Raw genomic sequence first — 20,922 nt, forward strand, 5'->3', positions numbered from 1 at the left:
GTGTAAAGGCTATTCTTGTGATGGAGAATAGCCTTTTTATTTTATGGAACTTTAACTTTAACTATATGTCTTATGCTTGGCTCTAGGCTTTCCTAGAATAAACATTATTTATTTTTATAAGGATTCTTCAATGAAATCATTAAAATCGTTAGTTGCACTTGGTATTGCTATGGCAGTTTCTTCTACTACATTTGCAGAAACAACCAATCCAATGGCTACAATCAAAGAAAGTGTAACCAACCAAGCGGTAACATCAGCAAAAGATTCTGCAAAATCAGCAGTAACAGAAAAAGTTTCAGCGGTAAAACAAGGTGCTGAAACAAAAGTAACTAACGCAAAAGAAGCGGTAACATCAGCGAAAGATTCTGCAAAATCAGCAGTAACAGAAAAAGCTTCAGCGGTAAAACAAGGTGCTGAAACAAAAGTAGCTAACGCAAAAGAAGTGGTAACATCAGCGAAAGATTCTGCAAAATCAGTAGCAACAGAAAAAGCTTCAGTGGTAAAACAAGGTGCTGAAACAAAAGTAGCTAATGCGAAAGAAACACTAACTTCAGCTAAAAATAGTGCAAAAAAAGTAGCTAAAGTAAATATTAATACCGCTGATGAAAAAACATTACAAACATTAGATGGAATTGGTGAAGTTAAAGCAAAAGCGATTATTGAATACCGTAAAAAGTATGGGAAAATCAAAAATATAGCCGAGCTTTCAAAAGTATCAGGAATTGGTGAAAGCACTTTAGAAAAATTAAATGGTTATGTTAGTTTCTAAATAATAATGGCGGCTACATTTTGTGGCCGTTTAATTTTGTAGCACCGTTGCAGTGACAATCACTGCAATGAATATTGCTAACCAGATGAGATGGATCTTGACACTTTGGCGATTGATTTCTTGGTTTTCTAAACGGCGTTGTTCAAGTTTTTGCTTATAAATTTCTAAATCAGCCTCTTTGAACGAAAAACCACAATGAATACAATGTTCCACACTATCACTAATTTTTTTATGACATTCTGGGCAACGACGTAAAGCCATATTATTTCCTTTCGATAAAAGCTAATAAATTTTTCACAAAGAGATCAGGGGATTGCTGATGTGCATTATGCCCTGCATTTAATATCAGTTGATAAGGCAAATGATGCTTTTCAACCATTTGTCGAAATTTTTGATCTTTTTCTCCAATAAAAAAGGTCAGATCATTTCTCGTTTTGCAATCAAAAAAGGGTTGTTTGGCAAGGCTCGTCGCTTCAAGCATTTGTGCAATTTTTTCTCCGCAATTATCTTGCCTTTTTTGGATAAAATCAGCCCGCGTCTGAATATCTAAATCGGCAAAAACAGTTTGTTGATACCAATCTTCTAGCACATTGCGAAGTGGCTCGGTACGAAATCGTTTTGCCCAATGTTGATCATTCAGCCAACGAGTCTGACGTTCCTGTTCACTTTGTAGCCCTATGTTAGCACCTTCTAACACCACACCTAGCAAGTTAGCCTGCTCTTGATGATGTAGATAATCTAATGCAATACGCCCGCCTAATGAGTAACCCACTAAGTAAAACGGCTCTTGAATAAGGGTATTTAACGTGGAATAAAGTTGTTGACGAACATCGCTGAAACTACGGCAATCAATATGTTGGCTTTGATTATGGCAAGGAAGATCAAGCGTAAGCGGTCGGATTTGTGGATTTTTTTGCAACAGGCAAATGACCTGTTGCCAATCTTGTTGAGAGCCGAGCAATCCGTGTAGGAAAACCAAAGGAATGCCCGAATCACGATGCCATTGGTAAGCTAACATTAGTCAATAGAAGCTCGTGAGATTTGTTCGAGTAAGGCTTTATATAATGAGCTACCTTCCTGATCGTTCACTTTGATTTCGACAATCGTTACACCTTTGCGAGCGTATGCTTGTTTGAGTTTGGTGGCGAGATCTGCCCAAGTGTAAGGGCGTAGATATTCTAAACCAAACATTGTGGCAATTTGTGAGAATTCTAAATTGTGCGATAAACGGTAGTATTTTTCTTTTGCTTGAGCATCAACAGGTAGCATATCAAAAATTGCCCCACCGTTATTGTTAATCACAAATAAGAGTGTTGGTTGCGTAATATTGCGTAGCAATGCGATAGAGTTTAGATCGTGTAGGCAAGAAATATCACCAATAACCCCAACAGTTGGAGCATTGCTACCTTTTGCAATACCTGCAATGGTCGCAATTAAGCCATCAATGCCACTTGCTCCACGATTAGTGTAAACAGGATAGCCCTCAGGTAATTTGCACAGTGCATCAACTAATCGTACAAATAAACTATTCCCTAAAAATAGGTTGCCATTTGGCGGCATTACTCGTTCAATATGGTGTGCTAATGAAGCCTCATTCAAATTACCGCCCACTTGTTGCTCAATAAAACCGGCACAGAATTGTGATAATGCCAATGGCTCAAGTAACCAAGGTTTTTGGCGAAGCGGTGGATGTACTCGTGTAAAATGATGAGCTTTGGCAACAAAACGAGTTTGCTGATGTGCATAAGGGTTTAGGTAATCTTGGGAGTTTTCAACTAACCAAAATTCGCCTTTAAACGCATTGAGAAATTGGTTTACTCGTTTACTCACAATTTGCGAGCCAAATTGGATTACAATATCGGCTTGTAATAAACGCTGTTCGACAGTTTTATTTGATAGCCAAATATCAGCAAATGGCAGACTTGCTTCAATACCTGATTGCACATCGCTGATTAAACACCAACCGAGCGTTTCCGCCCAAAGTTTCAAGCCCATTCCTTGCTCTAAAGGTAATTTACCTACAACAACCACACCACGTTTGGTTCGCCAATAATCCCAATTTTCGTGCATTAACACGTCTTGTTGAGTCGCCTGTTGGTCGATCCATTTTGTTTGGGGTTGGTTTAACCAACGTTGAATAGGTGCTAACCAAGGATCTTGCCCAATCGCATTTTCATCAGCATCATATAAAGGCTCTGCAAACGGTGCATTGATATGCACAACGCCCCCTTTTTCTACTTGTTGTGTGCAAGCCTGTTCAACCGTTGCAATTAACCAATTTGGGCTAAAATGAGAAGAAGGTTTTGGCAAATTCAAACTTGCCACAGGATATTGCCCGAAAATATGTTGCTGTTGAATTGCCTGATTTACACCACAACCAATTGATTCAGGCGGACGATCTGCCGATAAGACGATCAATTTATGATGAGTAAGGCTCGCTTCAATCACTGCTGGGTAAAGGTTTGCCACCGCAGTACCAGAAGTGACAATAATCGCCACAGGTGCTTGAGTTGCTTTCGCCACCCCTAACGCAAAAAAGCCTAAACCACGCTCATCAAAATGCGTATGGCATTCGGCTGCATTTTGTTGCTGTAATCTTACCGCTTCAAGTGTCAGCGGAGTAGAGCGAGAGCCAGGGGCAATACAAAAATGTTTTACGCCATAACGTAGTAGTGCATTAAGCACCACTCTCGCCCAAGAGCGATTAAAAGTACTGGTGTTGATCGTCATTCTTCTTCTCTTTGATGATAAATAAGCGCTCAGATTGTAGCAAAATTTTGCAATGTTATGTAGTGGCTACGTAATATGTAACAAGGCACTTCACTGTCGATTTCTATCGCTATGTTATAAAAAGAAGGAGATTTTGCAAAAATTTCTCAAAATCTCCCCGCTTGCTGTCGTTATTTCATTTCTGCAAAGGCTTGATCTGCCATTGCTAATGTGTAGGCGATGTCTTCATCACTGTGAGCAAGTGACATAAAGCCAGCTTCAAATGCACTTGGTGCAAGATAAACACCTTTTTCTAACATTTTGTGGAAGAAGGTGTTGAAAGCATTAACATCACATTTCATTACATCTTGATAGCTTTCGATAGTTTGCTGTTCTGTAAAGAATAAACCGAACATACCGCCAACATATTGCACTGTTAGTGGAATATTGTGCTTGTCTGCAAGCGTTTTGAAACTTTCCGCAAGCGTTTTGGTTTTTTCGGCTAGTTTGGCTTCATTACCTGCTTTTGATAGCTCGGTTAAACAGGCTAAACCTGCTGACATTGCTATCGGGTTGCCTGAAAGTGTCCCCGCTTGGTACACTGGACCGGTTGGTGCAATATACTCCATAATTTCTTTTTTGCCACCAAATGCACCGACAGGCATACCGCCACCGATAATTTTACCTAAAGTAGTTAAGTCAGGCGTTACACCATAGTGTGCTTGAGCACCACCTAATGCCACACGAAACCCTGTCATTACTTCATCAATAATAAAGACAGTACCGTATTCAGTGCATAGCTCACGCAAACCTTGTAAAAAACCATCTTTTGGTGGAATACAGTTCATATTACCAGCCACAGGCTCAATAATTAAACAGGCAATCTCATTTGGGTATTGTTCAAAGGCTTGTTTGACGGAGTTTAAATTGTTGTATTCGCAAGTAATGGTATGTTTGGCGAAATCTTCAGGAACACCAGGAGAGCTTGGCTGACCGAGTGTTAATGCACCAGAGCCAGCTTTTACTAGTAGAGAGTCAGAATGACCGTGATAACAGCCTTCAAATTTAATAATTTTATCGCGTTTGGTATAACCACGAGCAAGACGGATTGCGGACATGGTGGCTTCTGTACCAGAGCTGACCATTCTAACCATTTCAATAGATGGAACAAGTTTACATACTAATTCGGCTAATTCAATTTCAATAGCGGTTGGTGCGCCGAAACTTAGCCCATTTGGCACAGCTTCAAGTACCGCATTGATGATTGCAGGGTGATTGTGTCCTAACACCATTGGGCCCCAAGATCCCACATAATCAATATAACGTTTACCTTCGCTATCGGTAATGTAAGCACCTTGTGCTTTTTCGATAAAAACAGGTGTTCCGCCGACGCCTTTAAAGGCTCGAACAGGCGAATTTACACCACCTGGGATTACTTTTTGGGCTTTTTCAAAGAGAGAGAGAGATGAAGTCATAGTTATTCCTTAAATTTGAGTGAACTACCATAAGGCATGGATTGGGGTAATAATGTAGAAATTACTTATATTGTAACTGAAAATGTATAAGGTTTTTCTGTAGGTTTACGAAAAAATATAAGGATGGAGTAGATTAGTGCTAAATTTCACACCATTTTTTGGATATTAGTGGGCCAACGTTAGACTAAAATTTACATTCCTTCAAGAATAAATGAAAGGTTTCTCGGTTTATTCCATTATATTTTCGAAGTACTCGCTTGGCCTTACTCCAAAAATTAAAATTCTCATATTCCATTGATATGATGTTCTTCTCTATAAGTGTCTCTGAATGGTTAATTTGCTCGTGATGAAATTCAACCACATTTTGGGCATCATCACTGTGATAAGTATACGTAGAATCTCCAACTATTCAGTTTCATTTTAATAACAAGGAGAAACGTTTAATCTTGGTATTTTCAACAACGACAGTAAATATTTTTCCTTATCGTTTTAAATACGAAAAAGAGAGGCTTATTCTGCTTTGCCTGGTCATTTTTTTCTTTGGTGCTGAAGTAGACTAACATAACTGCTAATCTACTTCAGCCCTTAATTAAATGCCAGGGAGGTATAAATTTTCAAAATTATCCTCAAGTTAGGCATCAATGCCTTCAAACAATAAGGTACTGAGATAACGCTCAGAAGCTGATGGCAAGATCACCACAACAGTTTTATCTGCAAATTCAGGTGATTTCGCTAAACGATCTGCTGCCGCTACTGCCGCACCTGATGAGATACCAACTAAGATCCCTTCTTCTGAAAGAACTCGGCGAGCAGTTTCAATCGCAGTTTCACTATCCACTTGCTCAACTCGGTCAATTAAGCTTAAATCCAAGTTCTTAGGAATAAAGCCTGCGCCGATACCTTGAATTTTATGTGGGCCTGGTTTAACTTCTTCGCCATTTAAAGTTTGTGTAATTACTGGAGATTCTTTCGGCTCAACAGCAACACTCACAATTTGTTTACCTTTTTGTTGTTTAATATAACGGCTAACCCCTGTAATAGTACCACCTGTACCAACACCAGCGACAAATACATCAATATTCCCTTCAGTTGCATCCCAAATTTCAGGGCCTGTTGTCTGTTCGTGAATAGCAGGGTTTGCAGGGTTCTCAAATTGTTTTAGCATCACATAACGGTTTGGTTCGCTTGCTAAAATCTCTTCTGCTTTAGCAATCGCGCCTTTCATTCCTTTTGCACCTTCAGTTAGTACTAAGGTTGCTCCTAGACCACGTAATAAACGGCGGCGTTCAATACTCATTGTTTCAGGCATTGTTAGCGTTAATTTATACCCACGAGCAGCAGCTACATAGGCTAATGCAATCCCCGTATTACCACTTGTCGCATCAATAATTTCTTTATCTTTAGTTAAAATTCCATCTTTTTCTGCTTGCCACACCATATTCGCACCGATACGGCATTTCACGCTAAAACTTGGATTACGAGCTTCCACTTTTGCTAAAAGGTTACCGTTATGTCCGAAATTTTTTAAGCGAACAAGGGGAGTATTGCCAATAGTTTCTGAGTTATCTGCATAAATAGTCATGGTCATTTCCTTCTTTATTAAAGTGATGTTAATTTTGACACAGAATACGGATTTCTTATGAAAAGTTAAGGAAACATTATGCATTTTATATAACCAAAGATAATAATAACTTAAAAATCAGACGTACTTTGCAAAATATTAGGCTAATCTTACCGCTTGCAAGGCGGTATCTTTTCGGTATAGTAGGCATTTTATTACGCCTAATTTACTTCAAATGAAAAAAACACAAACCAATAAGAATCGTAAACTTAATCAGTTGATTTTTTTAATCATTATTGTCATTTTTGCCATCTTTACTTGGCGAAATAATGAGAAGAAATCTGTAACGCCTAGCCCCAATACGCAAACACAATCCCAACAACCATTACCTAACGATTTGGGGCAATATGATACCTTAATGGCAAATGATAATTTAGGGCAAAATCGTAACTCACCTGTTGATTACTATATGCTTGCTCTATCTTGGTCGCCTGAATTTTGCGATCTACAAAAACAGAAAAATAGCGGGAATGTTCCAAAACATTTGCAATATCAATGTAATGATAAAGCTCAATTTGGCTGGGTTATCCACGGTTTATGGCCACAAAATGCACAAGCCAAATCACCTGCCGACCACCCTCGTTTTTGTAAAGGTGACTTAGCTCAATTACCTGAAACATTGATTAAACAGTATTTACCAGAATCTCCAGGCGCATCTCTTTTACAGGGGCAATGGGAAAAGCACGGTGCTTGCGCTTTTAATGATGCAGAAAGCTATTTTGCGAAACAACGTGAATTATTCCGTAGCTTAAACTTGCCTGCACAAGATTTATCACGTAAAGAATTATTCCAATGGGTCAAAAAATATAACCCTCAGCTTAAAAATGCTTATTTAGGGGCAAGTAAAAATGAGCTATATATTTGTTATGATAAGCAATGGTCGGTAATGGATTGCCCACGTTAATGATCTCGATTCGCCATTTAAAAATGCAAGTCCAACGCCAGATAAAGCGAGATTTGGATAAGGCTAGTTGCTACTTCAATAAAAATTTCCTACTACCAACTGTCAATTATGATGTCAAAGGAATGAAAGCAGGCGTTGCCTATCTACAACAAAATGAGATCCGTCTAAATCCGATTTTGCTTCAAGAAAATGGCGAAACATTTATACAACAAGTTGTACCACACGAACTGGCACATTTAGTGGTTTATCAACAATTCGGGCGTGTTCAGCCTCACGGAAAAGAGTGGAAAATGGTAATGGAAACCGTATTAGGCGTCCCAGCAGAAACCTACCATTGCTTTGATACGGCTAGCGTACAAGGAGAACGATTTAACTATCGTTGTGAGTGCCAAACACATCAACTATCTGTCCGCCGACATAATGCAATCTTGCGGCAAAATCGCCAGTATTTGTGCCGAAAATGTAAGAAAGTGTTGGTTTTTGTCGGGCTATCAAGTAAGTAAAAATTAAAGGCATAACAGTATAGCTGTTATGCCCTAACTTTATTGATTTATTTAGTCAATAAATCCAACGCTTCTTGGTATTTTGCTACTGTCTTTTCAATCACATCAGCAGGCACTTTTGGAGCTGGTGCTTGTTTGTTCCAGCCACTATTCTCTAACCAATCACGCACAAATTGTTTGTCAAATGATGGCGGATTTGTACCTTCTTGGTAAGTATCTACAGACCAAAAACGGCTAGAATCTGGCGTTAATACCTCATCCATTAACGTTAAAGTCCCATTTTCATCTAAGCCAAATTCAAATTTGGTATCACAAATAATGATACCTTTCGTTAAAGCATATTCTGCTGCCTCAGTATAAAGTGCCAATGCTGCTTTTTTTACTTGCTCGGCAAGTTTAGCACCGATTTGACGCTCACATTCTTCATAGCTGATATTGATATCGTGGTCGCCAACTTCTGCTTTGCTCGATGGCGTAAAAATTGGTTGTGGTAATTTGCTTGCTTCAACTAGCCCTTCAGGTAGAGGCAATCCACAAATAGTACCTGTTTTTTTATAGTCTTTTAAGCCACTTCCCGTTAAATAACCACGTACGATTGATTCAATTTTTACAGGTGTTAAACGCTTGCATACTACTGCTCTATGTTGAATTGCTTCCGCTTCTTCTTTTGGGAGCACATCAAAAACAGAATCACCAGTAAAATGATTTGGCATAATATGTGAAAGTTTATTAAACCAGAAATTTGAAATCTGGGTAAGAATTTCGCCTTTACCTGGAATCGGATCATCAAGAATAACGTCAAACGCAGATAAGCGGTCTGTTGCTACCATTAACATACGTTTATCATCAATCTCATATAGATCACGTACTTTTCCTGAATAGATTTTTTTAAGACTAATTTGCATAGGAGAATCCTGTAAGATAAATAGAAAACTGGCGAATTATATCAATTTAAGCAAACGTTTGCTATTTTATAGCAAGGAATATTGATGCTTTGTTTTAAATCTTAGAGAACTATATTAGATTAGCAAGTATGCTAGTCTAGTCAGATGAAGATGAGCACTTGAATTTTTTGTATTAAAAGTAACCGCTCGATCCGTCGCCTATGTATTTGGGATACCCCCCCAATTCTGCAGCACTATTTTATCCCTAGATGTGAGTGAATTTCATCACGAAAGAATTAACCATTCTGAGATATTTGCCGAGCGAGAAAATCACATTAACGGAATTGAAAATTTTTGGAGTCAAGCCAAGCGAGTACTTCGAAAATATAATGGAATAAACCGAAAAAACTTTCCTTTATTCTTGAAGGTATGTGAATTTCGGTTTAATGTTGGAACACCTAAAATGCAGCTTAAAACCATTGCGGAAATGGTGTGAAATTTAGGGCTAATCCAATACAGTCCCTTAAAATAAATTAACTAAAAATGGAAATAGAAAAGCGGTAAGATTCGCAAAATTTTTCACAAATCATACCGCTTTATATCTATTTAATCGTTATTTAGTAATCGACTAGTGATTGTTGATCAGCACCTTCTTTTTCTACAACTGGTTGAATCATATGTTCACGTTTCAAGCCAAGTTGCAACGCAACACCAATCGCAATGTAGATCGATGAGTAAGTACCAAAACCAATACCGATCAGTAATGCAAGTGAGAAACTATGCAATGTTGGACCACCTAGCCAGTAGAGTGCGAGCACAACAAATAACGTTGTGATCGATGTCATCAATGTACGAGAAAGTGTCTGGCTTAACGATATATCGACCACTTCTATTGAAGTTGAACGGCGAATTTTCGGGAAGTTTTCACGCACGCGGTCAAATACCACGATACTATCGTTTAATGAGTAACCAACCACCGATAAGATCGCAGCAACAAAGGTTAAGTCAATCTCAATTTGTAAGAATGAAAATACCCCGATAGTCACCATTACATCGTGGAAAAGGGCTAAAATCCCGCCCACTGCTAAACGCCATTCAAAACGAATACCGACATAAAGTAATAACATTGCAAGCGTAGCTAAAGTCGCATAAATCGCCCCTTGCGTTAGCTCTTCCCCTACATTTGGACCGACAAACTCAATACTTTGGATTTTTGCTCCAGCATCCAGTTCGTGATGGATTAAATCCATTACTTTATTACCTAATGTCATATCGCCAGCAGAGGCAGGCAGACGGATCATTACATCTTTTTGCCCACCAAACGTTTGTACCAATGCACTTGGATAACCATTTTTATCCAACACATCACGCACTTTAGCTAAGTCCGCAGGTTGAGAAAAATTGGTTTCAATAACTGTTCCGCCAGTAAAATCAAGCCCCCAGTTAAACCCTTTTGTTACTACCGTAAAAATACATAACCCCGTTACAATAATAGAGAACAGGAATGCAGCCATTCGGTATTTCATAAAAGGAACCAATCGATATGGTAGTTTAATTTCTACCTCTTTTTCTGTTTGTGCAGTCATTTGATTCCCCTAAATCCAAAGTTTTTTAACACGTTTACCGCCGTAAACCCAGTTCACTAACATACGAGTTCCTGTAATAGCGGTAAACATTGAGATCATTACCCCTAATGCTAAGGTAACCGCAAAGCCTTTCACTGGCCCAGTACCCACTGCATAAAGAATCAATGACGTTAATACCGTTGTTAAGTTTGAGTCAAAGATACTGGTAAACGCTCCATTATAACCTTCGTGAATCGCTTGTTGAATGGAACGTCCATTACGAATTTCTTCCTTTATACGCTCATAAATCAATACGTTAGCATCTACTGACATACCAACTGCTAACACAATCCCTGCGATACCTGGCATTGTGAGAGTTGCACCAATGAGTGACATTAAACCAATGGTTAAAACAAGGTTTGCTAATAAAGCACCTGTAGCAAATAAACCAAAGACTTTATAGTAAACTACACAGAATAAGATAGTTAAAGCTAAACCTAACAGCCCAGCCTCCATACCTTGTGCGACGTTATCCGCCCCTAAAGACGCACCGATAGTACGTTCTTCAACAATCACAATTGGAGCAATTAACGCACCAGAACGCAGAAGAACCGCTAAGTTTTGTGCTTCAGCAGGGCTATCAATCCCTGTAATTTGGAACTGGCTACCCAAGCGAGAGTTGATGGTGGCAATATTGATGACTTCTTCGTGTTTTTCTAAAATCACTTTGCCTTTTTCATCTCGGCGACCTGAGTCTTTAAACTCACTATAAAGGGTTGCCATCGGCTTACCTACGGCAGTTTTTGTGGCGGTTGCCATTAGCTCACCACCTTCACTGTCAAGATTGATGCTCACTTGTGGTAAACCTTTATCATCGACACCTGAATTGGCATTGATGATATGCTCACCACCTAATACTGCCTTGCGGAAAAGAATTGTTGGTGCACCATCTTTGGTATGTTTAATTTCAGAGTCTGCAGGAATAATACCACGAGCCGCAGATTCAGGATTTGCAGTGGTATTGACTAAGCGAAACTCAAGCGTCGCTGTTGCACCTAAAATTTCTTTTGCACGAGCGGTATCTTGAACACCAGGTAACTCAACCACAATACGATCTGCACCTTGACGCTGAATAGTCGGTTCAGAAACACCTAGCTCTTCAACACGTTTACGCAAAATCGAAAGATTTTGCTCGATTGCTGTATCACGAGCTGTTGCTAAACCTTGAGCTGATGGGCTAATTGTGACTTCAGTGGGAGATAGGCGGGTTGCTTCTAAATTAGTATGCATTCTACGAATATAACGCATCGCTTTATCAGCAAAATCACTATCCGCAAACTCTACTTCATTTACAAAATTATCGGCTTTTTTAACCGCTTTATATTGTAATTTTTCCTTACGAAATTCTGTTCGTAATGTTTCTTGCAACTGATCCTGTTGTTTAGCCAAAGCGGTTTTCATATCCACTTCCATCAAGAAACGGACACCACCACGTAAATCCAAACCACGTTTCATCGGTTCACCACCGATAGCGGTAAGCCATTGAGGTGTCGCAGGTGCAAGATTTAATGCTACAGAATAATTATTGCCAAGTGCTTCAGAAATTTTTTCTTTAGCAGGAAGTTGCTCTTCATCTTTACTTAGGCGTACCAAAATAGAGCCGTTTTCTAAACTCATTGCTTTTGGTGTGATATTCATTGATTGAAGAACAGATTGAACTTTGGTGAGAGTTTCACCAGACGCTTGTTGACCCCTTGTACCAGAAATCTGTACGGAAGGATCTTCGCCATATAAATTTGGAAGGGCGTATAAAGCACCAATGGCGATCACAAAGATCACCATCAGGTTCTTCCAAAGAGGGAAACGGTTTAACACAATATATCCCCGTATTTAAAAGAAATAATTAAAGAGATTTCAATGAACCTTTTGGTAACACTGCAACCACGAATGCACGTTGGATAGTAACTTCTGTTGTATCATTTAACGCAATCACGATATTTTCATCTTCTGCTGATACTTTGGTAATTTTACCCACTAAACCACCGCTTGTTAGCACTTCATTACCTTTTGCTAAACTAGCGAGAAGTTCACGTTGTTGTTTTTGGCGTTTTGCTTGTGGACGGTAAATCATAAAATAGAAGATTACACCAAAGATTACCAAAATAAAGATCATTTCTAATCCGCCACCTTGCTGCATATTAAGCTCCTTAAAATTCAAAAAATAATAATAAAATTCTTTTCTACCAAGAGAAAAACGCTGTGTAAAATAGCATAAAATTACCTATTAAACGAGAAGAAAATCAATAAAGAGACTGATCGGTTCTCTTGCATTCTCTTTTTCAGTGTAGAATGGCCATAATTGTTCCTATTACTTAACAATTCAATAGAAAAAGGTAAAAAATGAAAAAATTATCATCACTAGCGGTTATTTCAGCACTATTTTTTGTAAATAGTGCTATGGCACATAACATACAGTTAAATGCAACCTTACCTCCTGTTACGGTAGCAGAGGATGGGGAGTTAGTTGCTCAAGGTCAAAAGATCAACTACAAAGCGTGGTCTTCAGCAAGTTTATCTGGAAAAGTGAGAGTTGTTCATCACCTAGCGGGTAGAAGTAGCGTAAAAGAGAAAAACCAAGGTTTGATCAACGCCATTAAAAGTGCAGGCTTTGATCGTGCAAAATACCAAACTACCACAATTATCAATGCTGACGATGCCATAGTTGCTACGGGTGCTTTTGTGAAAAGCAGTGCAGAAGATGGAAAATTAGAAAACTCGCATAGCCAAGTTATCTTGGATCAAAACAGCACTGTTAAAAAAGCGTGGCAACTCAAAGAAAAAGAGAGTTTTATCGCAGTTTTAGATAAATCTGGTAAAGTCCAGTTTGTGTCAGAGGGTAAATTATCCCCAGATCAAATTCAACAAGTAATTGATTTAACTAAAAAACTCCTAGCTCAATAATACAATCCTTAGGTTTTGAGCAAACATTCCGATTTATTTTGGGGCTATTGCCCCAAATTTCTTTATTTATCCTAAAATATAAAAACAATGAGCTGTCTCAGATTAAGACTAAATTCTACAAGAGTTTCGAAACGTTTTAACTGAACATTCATATTTAATAACCTATTCTTTGTAAGCCCGTTTTCCTTGGAAATACTAAAGTAAACCAAAAATAGCTCGAATGTAACTTGCCACTGCTTCGTCTTTATTGCTACCAATCACTTCATTATTGGGTAAGCATTGTTTTAAACGAAAGTCAGCATTCCCCATCACACAGCCTTTTCCTGCCAGTGAAAGCATTTCAACATCATTCATTCCATCACCAAAAGAAATACAATCAGAGAGTTCATATCCTCTTAATTTTACTAGATCTTGCAATGTATTAGCTTTACATACACCTTTTGCCATAATTTCTAGGCATTGTGGTGTGGAATAAGTCATTTGAACTAACTCACCATAGGTTTGCTGAATATACTGTTCAACGGGAAGTAAGCATTCTGGATTTCTACCAATAAAGAAAATCTTTTCTGTCTGCTTTGCGTGGTGGTGAGTAAAATCAACAACCTGATACATAAATCCTGAGTCTTGATGATATTCTCGTAACTGTTCAACATCTACGTTAATAAACCATTCATCACCTTGATAGCTATTCAAACATACCATTTTTTTATCAAAAGGTGTCTGCGTCATTATTTCGAATGCTAAAGCTTCAGGTAAATAATAGCTAGCTAATTGTTCACCAGCTAAATTATTTGCTCTTGCACCGTTTGAGGTAACAAGCATTGCATCTTGGACATTTACTTTACTAATAATGTGTTTAACATCGGGGTAATTTCGTCCTGTTGCTAGATAAATATCTATCCCCTGCTTAGCCAGTTTTTCCAGTGTTTCAATCGTAAATTGTCCAATCTTATGATGTCGATTAAGTAATGTTCCATCTAAATCGGAAATAATTGCACGAAATGGTTTATACATAGAATATCCTTAGCTCAAAAAATAATGGTAAAAGGCTAACAAATTTATGGTTTAACATCAAAATAAAATCTCTAAAAGAGATAAAGTGTATAAAAAATAGTAAATCAAGCTATTTATATTAAAGATTGAATTTTACTCCATAACTCCTTTTTTATTTTGGTAACAATAGAGTAAAAAGGTATAAAAAACTAATAAATAAAACAAATATAAGATTTTAAACTAAATAAAGCACAATTACTCTACAGTCAATCGTTTGCTTATAGCATAAAATGCTATTGACTTCATTCTATATAAGGTTAATATACCGACCAATTTACGAATAACTAATGCAAACATAAAACACACAATGATGAAACTTCTTTCTCTTAACCTAACACTGCTTCTCACGCATTCTGTGCGAGGATGAGATTCGGTAGGAGAAAAAGTTCACTATCCACACTTAGCCCGCACGTTAAAATGCGGGCTTTTTTATACATAAAAGAGATTTAATTCAGAGAGAGGGTTACCTGATGAGCAACAATATTATTATATTTGATACGACCTTACGTGATGGTGAGCAATCATTAAAAGCAAGTTTAACCGTAAAAGAAAAACTACAAATTGCCCTTGCTCTAGAGCGTTTAGGAGTCGATGTAATGGAAGTGGGTTTCCCTGTGTCTTCATCGGGTGATTTTGAATCGGTACAAACCATTGCTCGCCATATTAAGAATAGCCGAGTCTGTGCATTATCTCGTGCAGTGGATAAAGATATTGACGTAGCTGCCGAAGCCTTAAAAGTAGCTGAAGCCTTCCGTATTCACACCTTTATTGCAACCTCTGCATTGCACGTAGAAGCCAAACTTCGCCGCACTTTTGATGATGTATTGGAAATGGCGGTTAATGCTGTTAAACGAGCAAGACGCTATACTGATGATGTTGAATTTTCTTGTGAAGATGCGGGGCGTACTGGGGTAGATAACATTTGTCGAATAGTTGAAGCAGCGATTAACGCAGGGGCAACCACCGTTAATATTCCTGATACCGTTGGATACTGCTTACCTTACCAGTATGGAGATATTATTGCTAACGTAATGAATCGTGTTCCAAATATTGATAAAGCGGTGATTTCTGTTCACTGTCATAATGATTTAGGTATGGCAACCGCTAACTCACTTACCGCAGTACAAAACGGTGCAAGACAAATTGAGTGTACCATTAACGGTATTGGTGAACGAGCGGGCAATACCGCATTAGAAGAAGTGGTAATGGCTATTAAAACCCGCCAAGATATGTTTAACGGCTTAGATACTCGCATTAATACGCAAGAAATCCATCGTGTCAGCCAAATGGTTAGCCAACTTTGTAATATGCCTATTCAACCGAATAAAGCAATTGTCGGCTCAAATGCTTTTGCTCACTCATCAGGTATTCATCAAGACGGAATGGTGAAGAACAAAAATACCTATGAGATTATGTCACCAGAAACAATTGGTTTGAAAAAAGAAAAACTCAATTTGACTGCTCGTTCTGGGCGTGCTGCGGTTAAAAACCATATGGAAGAAATGGGTTATCAAGAAAGCGACTACGATTTAGATAAATTATACGGGGCTTTCTTAAAACTTGCTGATAAGAAAGGACAAGTTTTCGATTACGACTTAGAAGCCCTTGCCTTTATTGATATGCAACAAGGCGATGAAGATCGTTTGAAATTAGACGTGATTACCTCACAGCTTATCAGTGGTTTACCAGCGTCTGCCTTTGTACAAGTTGAATTAGATGGACAACGCTTAAGCGAAGTATCACAAGGTGGGAATGGTCCTGTTGATGCCACATTTAATGCCATTCTCAAAATTACCGGAATGGAAATTAAAATGCTCAACTACCATTTAACCGCAAAAGGTGAAGGGGCTGAAGCATTAGGACAAGTTGATATTGTGGTAGAACATCAAGGGCGCCGATTCCACGGTGTTGGTTTAGCCACTGATATTGTCGAGTCATCTGCAAGAGCGTTAGTTCACGCAATCAACGCAATCTATCGTTCACAAAAAGTGGCAGATCTTAAAAATAAAAAATAACATTCTGTAATGAGAAAGCGGTCAGTTTCGAATGAAAATTTGCAAAATTTCACTAGGAACTGACCGCTTGTTTTATAACAACATTTTGACTATTTTATCTAACTTCACTCTACCAAATTTCTTCAATAATTTACGCACTTTCTCAGGATAATCTCGCTGGATTTCTAAATCACTATAATGACTTAGTAATGTTGTGTGAGTACGAATTTGTTCAAGTTCTTGTGTAGATTGTTCCGCTAATTCGGCTTTAGGATCAGAAATCAATACTGCATTTTCTGCATCTAACCCCCAAGCTCTCGGATTCAGATTGTTACCCGTTAATAAAATATAACGGTTATCGATCCAAACACCTTTTAAGTGGTAAGTATTTGCATCGTGTTTCCATAAACGAACGTTAAGCTGACCATTTTGAATATAAGGATCAAAACGTCTTGTAAACGCTCTCAAATTCTTTTCATATAAATATGGCAATGCCGATGCCATAGTAAATTTCTCTTCTGGCGGTGTATAGAAATCATTTGCGGTTTTATCTCCCACAATGATTTCAACACTTTTCCCTTTACTCAACAGCCATTTAATTCGCTGTTGCAGAGAACGAGGGAAATTAAAATAAGGGGTGCAAATCGTTAATTTCTGTTCAACTTGATAAAACAAGGCTTCTATCGTTTTATTCAAGCTATTTTTTCGCCCAAGCCCTAATAATGCAGAAAGCATCAAAGCATCATCACGCTTTTTCTCTCCACTAAAATGATACTGTTGCTGGCTTAAATACTTACGAAACGCTTTAATTTGCGGTCGAATTTCTGTGGTTTTAGGACGAGTTTCATCTAAACGATTAACCGCAACATTAGGCAAAATATGTTCATCAATCAACTTCACAAAGCTGTCTGCTAAGGCTTTATTTTCAATTTGATGATAGCGATCGTAGCGATAGCGTTCAAATTGATGTAAATAAACATTATTGATGCTTGCACCGCTATATAACAGGGTATTATCAAATACAAAACCTTTTAAATGTAATACCCCAAAAACTTCACGTCCATTGATAGGGACACCATAAAAGGCAATATCATTCTCTGTGGCTAAGTTATATTGCTGACGAACTTTAGCATACCAATCTGCATTTGAACTGTGGGCATCTTCACCAATACGTCCACGTTGTGCTCGATGCCAATCGACTAAAATTTTAATGTCTAATCCAGGACGAGCTAACTTTGCTTGATAAAGGGCATCAAGAATTTCTTGTCCTGCTTCATCTTTCTCAAAATAAAGTGCTGTAATATAAATTCGAGATTTTGCTTGTGCAATTAAGGCTAGAATTTGTTGTTTAAATTCGGCACTATTACGCAGAAAATGAATTTGATTAGCTGATTGCGGTAGATATTGCAATTTATCCAAATAGTTTCTTGCACGAGTTAGTTTGTTTAAACTCAGCATTGAATTGCTCCATAAAGCCTAAGCGGTAAGATTTGGTAAAAAATTTACTAAAATAGACCGCTTATTTGTATTATAGTTTCTATTGAAAAGGTCTTGAAGATAAGCTCAATAACAAAAATTAGAGTTTAAGTAGTCAATGGTGGGCTAAAGCCCACCCTACATATATTTTACGTTTTAAGCGAATTGGCGTTTTTCGCCTGCACCTACCACATTTTCAACACAGCGTCCGCAGATATGTTGGTGCTCTGCATTTGCACCAATATCTGTTGAATAATGCCAGCAACGTGGACATTTTTCACCGTCCGCACGTTCAACTTTCACCGCAAGCCCCGCTAATTCACCTTCTGCAATATCCGCTTCTGCTAATGGCTTGACCACTGTTTGTGATGTAATCAACACAAAACGTAACTCATTGCCAAGCTGTTCTAATAATGGACGGATTTGATCGTTAGCATAAACGGTGACTTTCGCTTCTAAACCTGCACCGATCAGTTTATCGTTACGAGCCTGCTCTAGTACTCGGTTTACTTCGGCACGCACTTTGAGTAGCTGTTGCCAGTAAGCATCATCAAGCTGTTCATTTTCACCTAAGCCGAATAAACCTTCATAAAATTCTTCAGTAAAGACAAACTCTGAACGCCCTTCTACTTTTGGTAAATACCCCCAAATTTCATCAGCGGTGAATGATAGAATAGGAGCTATCCAACGAACTAAGGCTTCTGAAATATGCCATAACGCAGTTTGGCAACTACGGCGAGCAAGGCTGTCTGCTTTCGTTGTGTATTGACGGTCTTTGATAATATCTAAATAAAACGATCCCATTTCAATCGAGCAGAAACGCATTAAGCGTTGCACTACTGTATGGAATTGATAATTATCGTAAGCATCTTTAATCTCTTTCTGTGCTTCTAACGCACAGCTTACCGCCCAACGATCTAATGAGATCATTTCTTCAGGCTTAACAAGATCACGTTGTGGATCAAAGCCATTCAAGTTCGCTAATAAGAAACGAGCGGTATTACGAATACGGCGATAAGTATCACCTGCACTATTTAAGATTTTATGTGAAACAGCAATCTCGCCTGTATAGTCTGTTGATGCAACCCACAAACGTAAAATATCCGCACCATTTTTATTCCAAACTTCACTTGGAACAATTACATTGCCTAGTGATTTAGACATTTTGCGGCCTTTCTCATCTACGGTAAAACCATGCGTTAAGACTTGGCGATAAGGTGCTTTGCCATTTGTTGCGGTAGAGAGCATTAAAGAAGACATAAACCAACCTCGATGCTGGTCTGAACCTTCCAAATACATATCAGCAGATTTACCGTTAAATTCTGGACGTTGCTCAACCACCGATGCATAAGTTGATCCTGAATCGAACCAAACATCTAAGGTATCTGGTACTTTACGGTAGGTTTTTGCATCTTCGCCCAATAGCTCAGCTGGATCAAGATCCCACCAAGCCTGAATACCTGATTGTTCTACACGTTTTGCAACTTCTTCTAATAATTCTAAAGTGCGTGGGTGTAGCTCTTCCGTTTCATTGTGGACAAACATCGTCATCGGCACACCCCAAGTACGTTGACGCGAGATACACCAGTCAGGGCGATTTGCCACCATATTATCAATACGAGCTTCGCCCCAACTTGGAATCCAGCGTACTTGTTTAATTTCACTTAATGCCTGTTGGCGTAAGCCTTGCGTTTCCATTCCGATAAACCATTGTGGTGTTGCACGGAAAATAATCGGGGTTTTATGACGCCAACAATGTGGATAACTATGTTTAATACGTTCTAATTTAAGTAATGAGCCTGTTTCTTTTAATTTTTCTAACACAAGATCATTTGTTTCAAAGACCCCTTTTCCTGCGAAGAATGGCGTAGTTGAGATAAATTTACCGTCATTGGCCACTAAGCCAGCCATCTCTAAACCATATTTTTTCGAGACGATAAAGTCATCTTGACCATGGTCTGGTGCAGTATGAACTAAACCTGTTCCACCATCTGTGGTAACGTGATCACCTAAAATAAATGGTACGCTAAAATCATAAAATGGGTGGTTAAAGCGGAGCAGTTCTAAGTCAGATCCTTTTGCAGAACCTAACACTTCAACTTGTTCAACACCTGCTGCTTTCTGCACGCTTTCAACTAATGCAGAGGCTAAAATCACACGCTCATCACCAAATTGAAGTAGTTGATAATCTAATTCAGGATTTAATGAAATTGCTCTGTTAGAGGGTAATGTCCAAGGGGTTGTTGTCCAAATTACCGCAGAAATCTGTCCGCTTCCTTTCCCTTGAGCATTGAATTTAGTTTCGACTTCGGCGCTATTTGTAGCAGCGAAACGTACATAAATAGAAGGGGATACTTTATCTTCATACTCTACTTCAGCTTCAGCTAAAGAAGAACCACAATCTAAACACCAATGAACAGGTTTAGAACCTTTATAAAGATGACCGTTAGCAATCACACGGCCTAAGGTACGAATAATGTTTGCTTCGGTATTAAAATTCATTGTGAGATAAGGGTTATCCCAATCACCAAATACACCCATACGGATAAAATCCGCTTTCTGACCTTCTACTTGCTCTTTTGCATAATCACGACAAGCTTGACGGAACTGGGCAGCAGAAATTTTCTCGTTCGGCTTACCCACAATACCTTCTACTTTCAATTCAATCGGTAAACCATGGCAGTCCCAACCCGGTACATAAGGTGTATCATAGCCCAATGCCGTTTTAGACTTCATAATTATATCTTTGAGGATTTTATTAACTGCGTGTCCTAAGTGAAGTGTACCGTTTGCATACGGAGGACCATCGTGCAAAATAAAGGTTTTCTTGCCTTTTGATGCTTCACGAATTTTTTGGTAAAGATTTTTATCATACCAATTTTTCAACATATCTGGCTCACGTTTTGCCAGATCCCCACGCATTGGGAAACCTGTTTCAGGCAGGTTTAAAGTGTTTTTGTAGTCTGTCATATTATTTTCCAATCAATCAAAAATATAAATAAGATAAG

17 protein-coding genes and 2 pseudogenes are annotated in these 20,922 nt (G+C 38.5%); 6 read left to right on the forward strand and 13 right to left on the reverse strand.

Annotated elements, in window-relative coordinates; translation table 11 throughout:
* The first annotated feature begins 130 nt into the window (after positions 1-130).
* On the forward strand, positions 131-769 hold the full coding sequence (locus tag A1D26_RS00920) for a ComEA family DNA-binding protein (RefSeq protein WP_157402250.1): 639 nt from the start codon (positions 131-133) through the stop codon (positions 767-769).
* A 30-nt stretch (positions 770-799) separates the two neighbouring features.
* Here the strand turns inward: A1D26_RS00920 and A1D26_RS00925 are convergent, their stop codons facing one another.
* The 6 genes and pseudogenes from A1D26_RS00925 to cysK form a co-directional block, all read right to left on the reverse strand.
* Complete coding sequence (locus A1D26_RS00925; RefSeq protein WP_157402251.1) at positions 800-1,030, reverse strand: zinc-ribbon domain-containing protein; 231 nt, start codon at positions 1,028-1,030, stop codon at positions 800-802.
* Between the two features lies 1 nt (position 1,031).
* Positions 1,032-1,787 carry a 2-succinyl-6-hydroxy-2,4-cyclohexadiene-1-carboxylate synthase gene (gene menH / locus A1D26_RS00930; RefSeq protein ID WP_157402252.1) on the reverse strand — a complete coding sequence of 252 codons (756 nt, stop codon included), beginning with the start codon at positions 1,785-1,787 and terminating at the stop codon, positions 1,032-1,034.
* Complete coding sequence (menD, locus tag A1D26_RS00935; RefSeq protein ID WP_157402423.1) at positions 1,787-3,493, reverse strand: 2-succinyl-5-enolpyruvyl-6-hydroxy-3-cyclohexene-1-carboxylic-acid synthase; 1,707 nt, start codon at positions 3,491-3,493, stop codon at positions 1,787-1,789. The genes menH and menD overlap by 1 nt, the downstream gene beginning before the upstream one ends.
* 176 nt (positions 3,494-3,669) lie before the next feature.
* Positions 3,670-4,953, reverse strand: a complete 1,284-nt coding sequence (gene hemL / locus A1D26_RS00940) for a glutamate-1-semialdehyde 2,1-aminomutase (protein WP_157402253.1) — start codon at positions 4,951-4,953, stop codon at positions 3,670-3,672.
* Positions 4,954-5,137: 184 nt separating this feature from the next.
* A pseudogene (locus tag A1D26_RS09720) lies at positions 5,138-5,375 on the reverse strand (IS1595 family transposase); the annotation flags it as partial.
* A 209-nt stretch (positions 5,376-5,584) separates the two neighbouring features.
* Positions 5,585-6,535 carry a cysteine synthase A gene (gene cysK / locus A1D26_RS00945; RefSeq protein WP_157402254.1) on the reverse strand — a complete coding sequence of 317 codons (951 nt, stop codon included), beginning with the start codon at positions 6,533-6,535 and terminating at the stop codon, positions 5,585-5,587.
* A 214-nt stretch (positions 6,536-6,749) separates the two neighbouring features.
* Here cysK and A1D26_RS00950 point away from each other — a divergent pair, with 214 nt between their 5' ends.
* Together A1D26_RS00950 and A1D26_RS00955 are read left to right on the forward strand one after the other, a co-directional pair.
* Positions 6,750-7,478 (forward strand): ribonuclease T2 family protein, encoded by a 729-nt coding sequence (locus tag A1D26_RS00950; protein ID WP_157402255.1) that lies wholly within the window; start codon positions 6,750-6,752, stop codon positions 7,476-7,478.
* A complete protein-coding gene (locus A1D26_RS00955; RefSeq protein WP_157402424.1) occupies positions 7,478-7,981 on the forward strand; it encodes a SprT family zinc-dependent metalloprotease in 504 nt (167 codons plus the stop codon). Before A1D26_RS00950 ends, A1D26_RS00955 begins: the two co-directional genes overlap by 1 nt.
* A 47-nt stretch (positions 7,982-8,028) precedes the next feature.
* Here the strand turns inward: A1D26_RS00955 and A1D26_RS00960 are convergent, their stop codons facing one another.
* Entirely contained in the window at positions 8,029-8,886 is an 858-nt protein-coding gene (locus A1D26_RS00960; protein WP_157402256.1) for a phosphoribosylaminoimidazolesuccinocarboxamide synthase, read from the reverse strand.
* A 241-nt stretch (positions 8,887-9,127) separates the two neighbouring features.
* Here A1D26_RS00960 and A1D26_RS00965 point away from each other — a divergent pair.
* A pseudogene (locus A1D26_RS00965) lies at positions 9,128-9,368 on the forward strand (transposase); the annotation flags it as partial.
* A gap of 114 nt (positions 9,369-9,482) precedes the next feature.
* Here A1D26_RS00965 and secF read toward each other — a convergent pair.
* Genes secF through yajC form a run of 3 tightly spaced genes read right to left on the reverse strand, consistent with a single transcriptional unit; the run spans position 9,483 to position 12,627 of the window.
* Entirely contained in the window at positions 9,483-10,451 is a 969-nt protein-coding gene (secF, locus tag A1D26_RS00970; RefSeq protein ID WP_157402257.1) for a protein translocase subunit SecF, read from the reverse strand.
* Between the two features lie 9 nt (positions 10,452-10,460).
* Complete coding sequence (gene secD, locus A1D26_RS00975; protein WP_157402258.1) at positions 10,461-12,305, reverse strand: protein translocase subunit SecD; 1,845 nt, start codon at positions 12,303-12,305, stop codon at positions 10,461-10,463.
* A gap of 28 nt (positions 12,306-12,333) precedes the next feature.
* Positions 12,334-12,627 carry a preprotein translocase subunit YajC gene (gene yajC, locus A1D26_RS00980; RefSeq protein WP_157402259.1) on the reverse strand — a complete coding sequence of 98 codons (294 nt, stop codon included), beginning with the start codon at positions 12,625-12,627 and terminating at the stop codon, positions 12,334-12,336.
* 203 nt (positions 12,628-12,830) lie between these two features.
* Between yajC and A1D26_RS00985 the strand changes: the two genes are divergently transcribed.
* Entirely contained in the window at positions 12,831-13,391 is a 561-nt protein-coding gene (locus tag A1D26_RS00985; RefSeq protein WP_157402260.1) for a YtfJ family protein, read from the forward strand.
* A gap of 195 nt (positions 13,392-13,586) precedes the next feature.
* Here A1D26_RS00985 and A1D26_RS00990 read toward each other — a convergent pair whose 3' ends face one another.
* Entirely contained in the window at positions 13,587-14,405 is an 819-nt protein-coding gene (locus tag A1D26_RS00990; RefSeq protein WP_157402261.1) for a Cof-type HAD-IIB family hydrolase, read from the reverse strand.
* Between the two features lie 509 nt (positions 14,406-14,914).
* Between A1D26_RS00990 and leuA the strand changes: the two genes are divergently transcribed.
* A complete protein-coding gene (leuA, locus tag A1D26_RS00995; protein ID WP_157402262.1) occupies positions 14,915-16,459 on the forward strand; it encodes a 2-isopropylmalate synthase in 1,545 nt (514 codons plus the stop codon).
* 72 nt (positions 16,460-16,531) lie between these two features.
* Here the strand turns inward: leuA and pssA are convergent, their stop codons facing one another.
* Positions 16,532-17,896, reverse strand: coding sequence for a CDP-diacylglycerol--serine O-phosphatidyltransferase (gene pssA, locus A1D26_RS01000; protein WP_157402263.1), 1,365 nt, complete (start codon positions 17,894-17,896; stop codon positions 16,532-16,534).
* A 174-nt stretch (positions 17,897-18,070) separates the two neighbouring features.
* The gene (ileS, locus tag A1D26_RS01005) at positions 18,071-20,884 is read right to left on the reverse strand and encodes an isoleucine--tRNA ligase (protein ID WP_157402264.1); all 2,814 of its coding nucleotides are present in this window, start codon (positions 20,882-20,884) and stop codon (positions 18,071-18,073) included.
* Positions 20,885-20,922 lie beyond the last annotated feature (38 nt).

It is taken from the genome of Ursidibacter maritimus, assembly GCF_009761395.1.
In the GTDB taxonomy this organism is placed as follows: domain Bacteria; phylum Pseudomonadota; class Gammaproteobacteria; order Enterobacterales; family Pasteurellaceae; genus Ursidibacter; species Ursidibacter maritimus.

Bases quoted from the DNA above. Each gene is read 5' to 3' on its own strand.
- A1D26_RS00920 (WP_157402250.1), top strand. From the start codon at position 131: ATGAAATCATTAAAATCGTTAGTTGCACTTGGTATTGCTATGGCAGTT.
- A1D26_RS00925 (WP_157402251.1), bottom strand. From the start codon at position 1,030: ATGGCTTTACGTCGTTGCCCAGAATGTCATAAAAAAATTAGTGATAGT.
- menH (WP_157402252.1), bottom strand. From the start codon at position 1,787: ATGTTAGCTTACCAATGGCATCGTGATTCGGGCATTCCTTTGGTTTTC.
- hemL (WP_157402253.1), bottom strand. From the start codon at position 4,953: ATGACTTCATCTCTCTCTCTCTTTGAAAAAGCCCAAAAAGTAATCCCA.
- cysK (WP_157402254.1), bottom strand. From the start codon at position 6,535: ATGACTATTTATGCAGATAACTCAGAAACTATTGGCAATACTCCCCTT.
- A1D26_RS00950 (WP_157402255.1), top strand. From the start codon at position 6,750: ATGAAAAAAACACAAACCAATAAGAATCGTAAACTTAATCAGTTGATT.
- A1D26_RS00955 (WP_157402424.1), top strand. From the start codon at position 7,478: ATGATCTCGATTCGCCATTTAAAAATGCAAGTCCAACGCCAGATAAAG.
- A1D26_RS00960 (WP_157402256.1), bottom strand. From the start codon at position 8,886: ATGCAAATTAGTCTTAAAAAAATCTATTCAGGAAAAGTACGTGATCTA.
- secF (WP_157402257.1), bottom strand. From the start codon at position 10,451: ATGACTGCACAAACAGAAAAAGAGGTAGAAATTAAACTACCATATCGA.
- yajC (WP_157402259.1), bottom strand. From the start codon at position 12,627: ATGCAGCAAGGTGGCGGATTAGAAATGATCTTTATTTTGGTAATCTTT.
- A1D26_RS00985 (WP_157402260.1), top strand. From the start codon at position 12,831: ATGAAAAAATTATCATCACTAGCGGTTATTTCAGCACTATTTTTTGTA.
- A1D26_RS00990 (WP_157402261.1), bottom strand. From the start codon at position 14,405: ATGTATAAACCATTTCGTGCAATTATTTCCGATTTAGATGGAACATTA.
- leuA (WP_157402262.1), top strand. From the start codon at position 14,915: ATGAGCAACAATATTATTATATTTGATACGACCTTACGTGATGGTGAG.
- pssA (WP_157402263.1), bottom strand. From the start codon at position 17,896: ATGCTGAGTTTAAACAAACTAACTCGTGCAAGAAACTATTTGGATAAA.
- ileS (WP_157402264.1), bottom strand. From the start codon at position 20,884: ATGACAGACTACAAAAACACTTTAAACCTGCCTGAAACAGGTTTCCCA.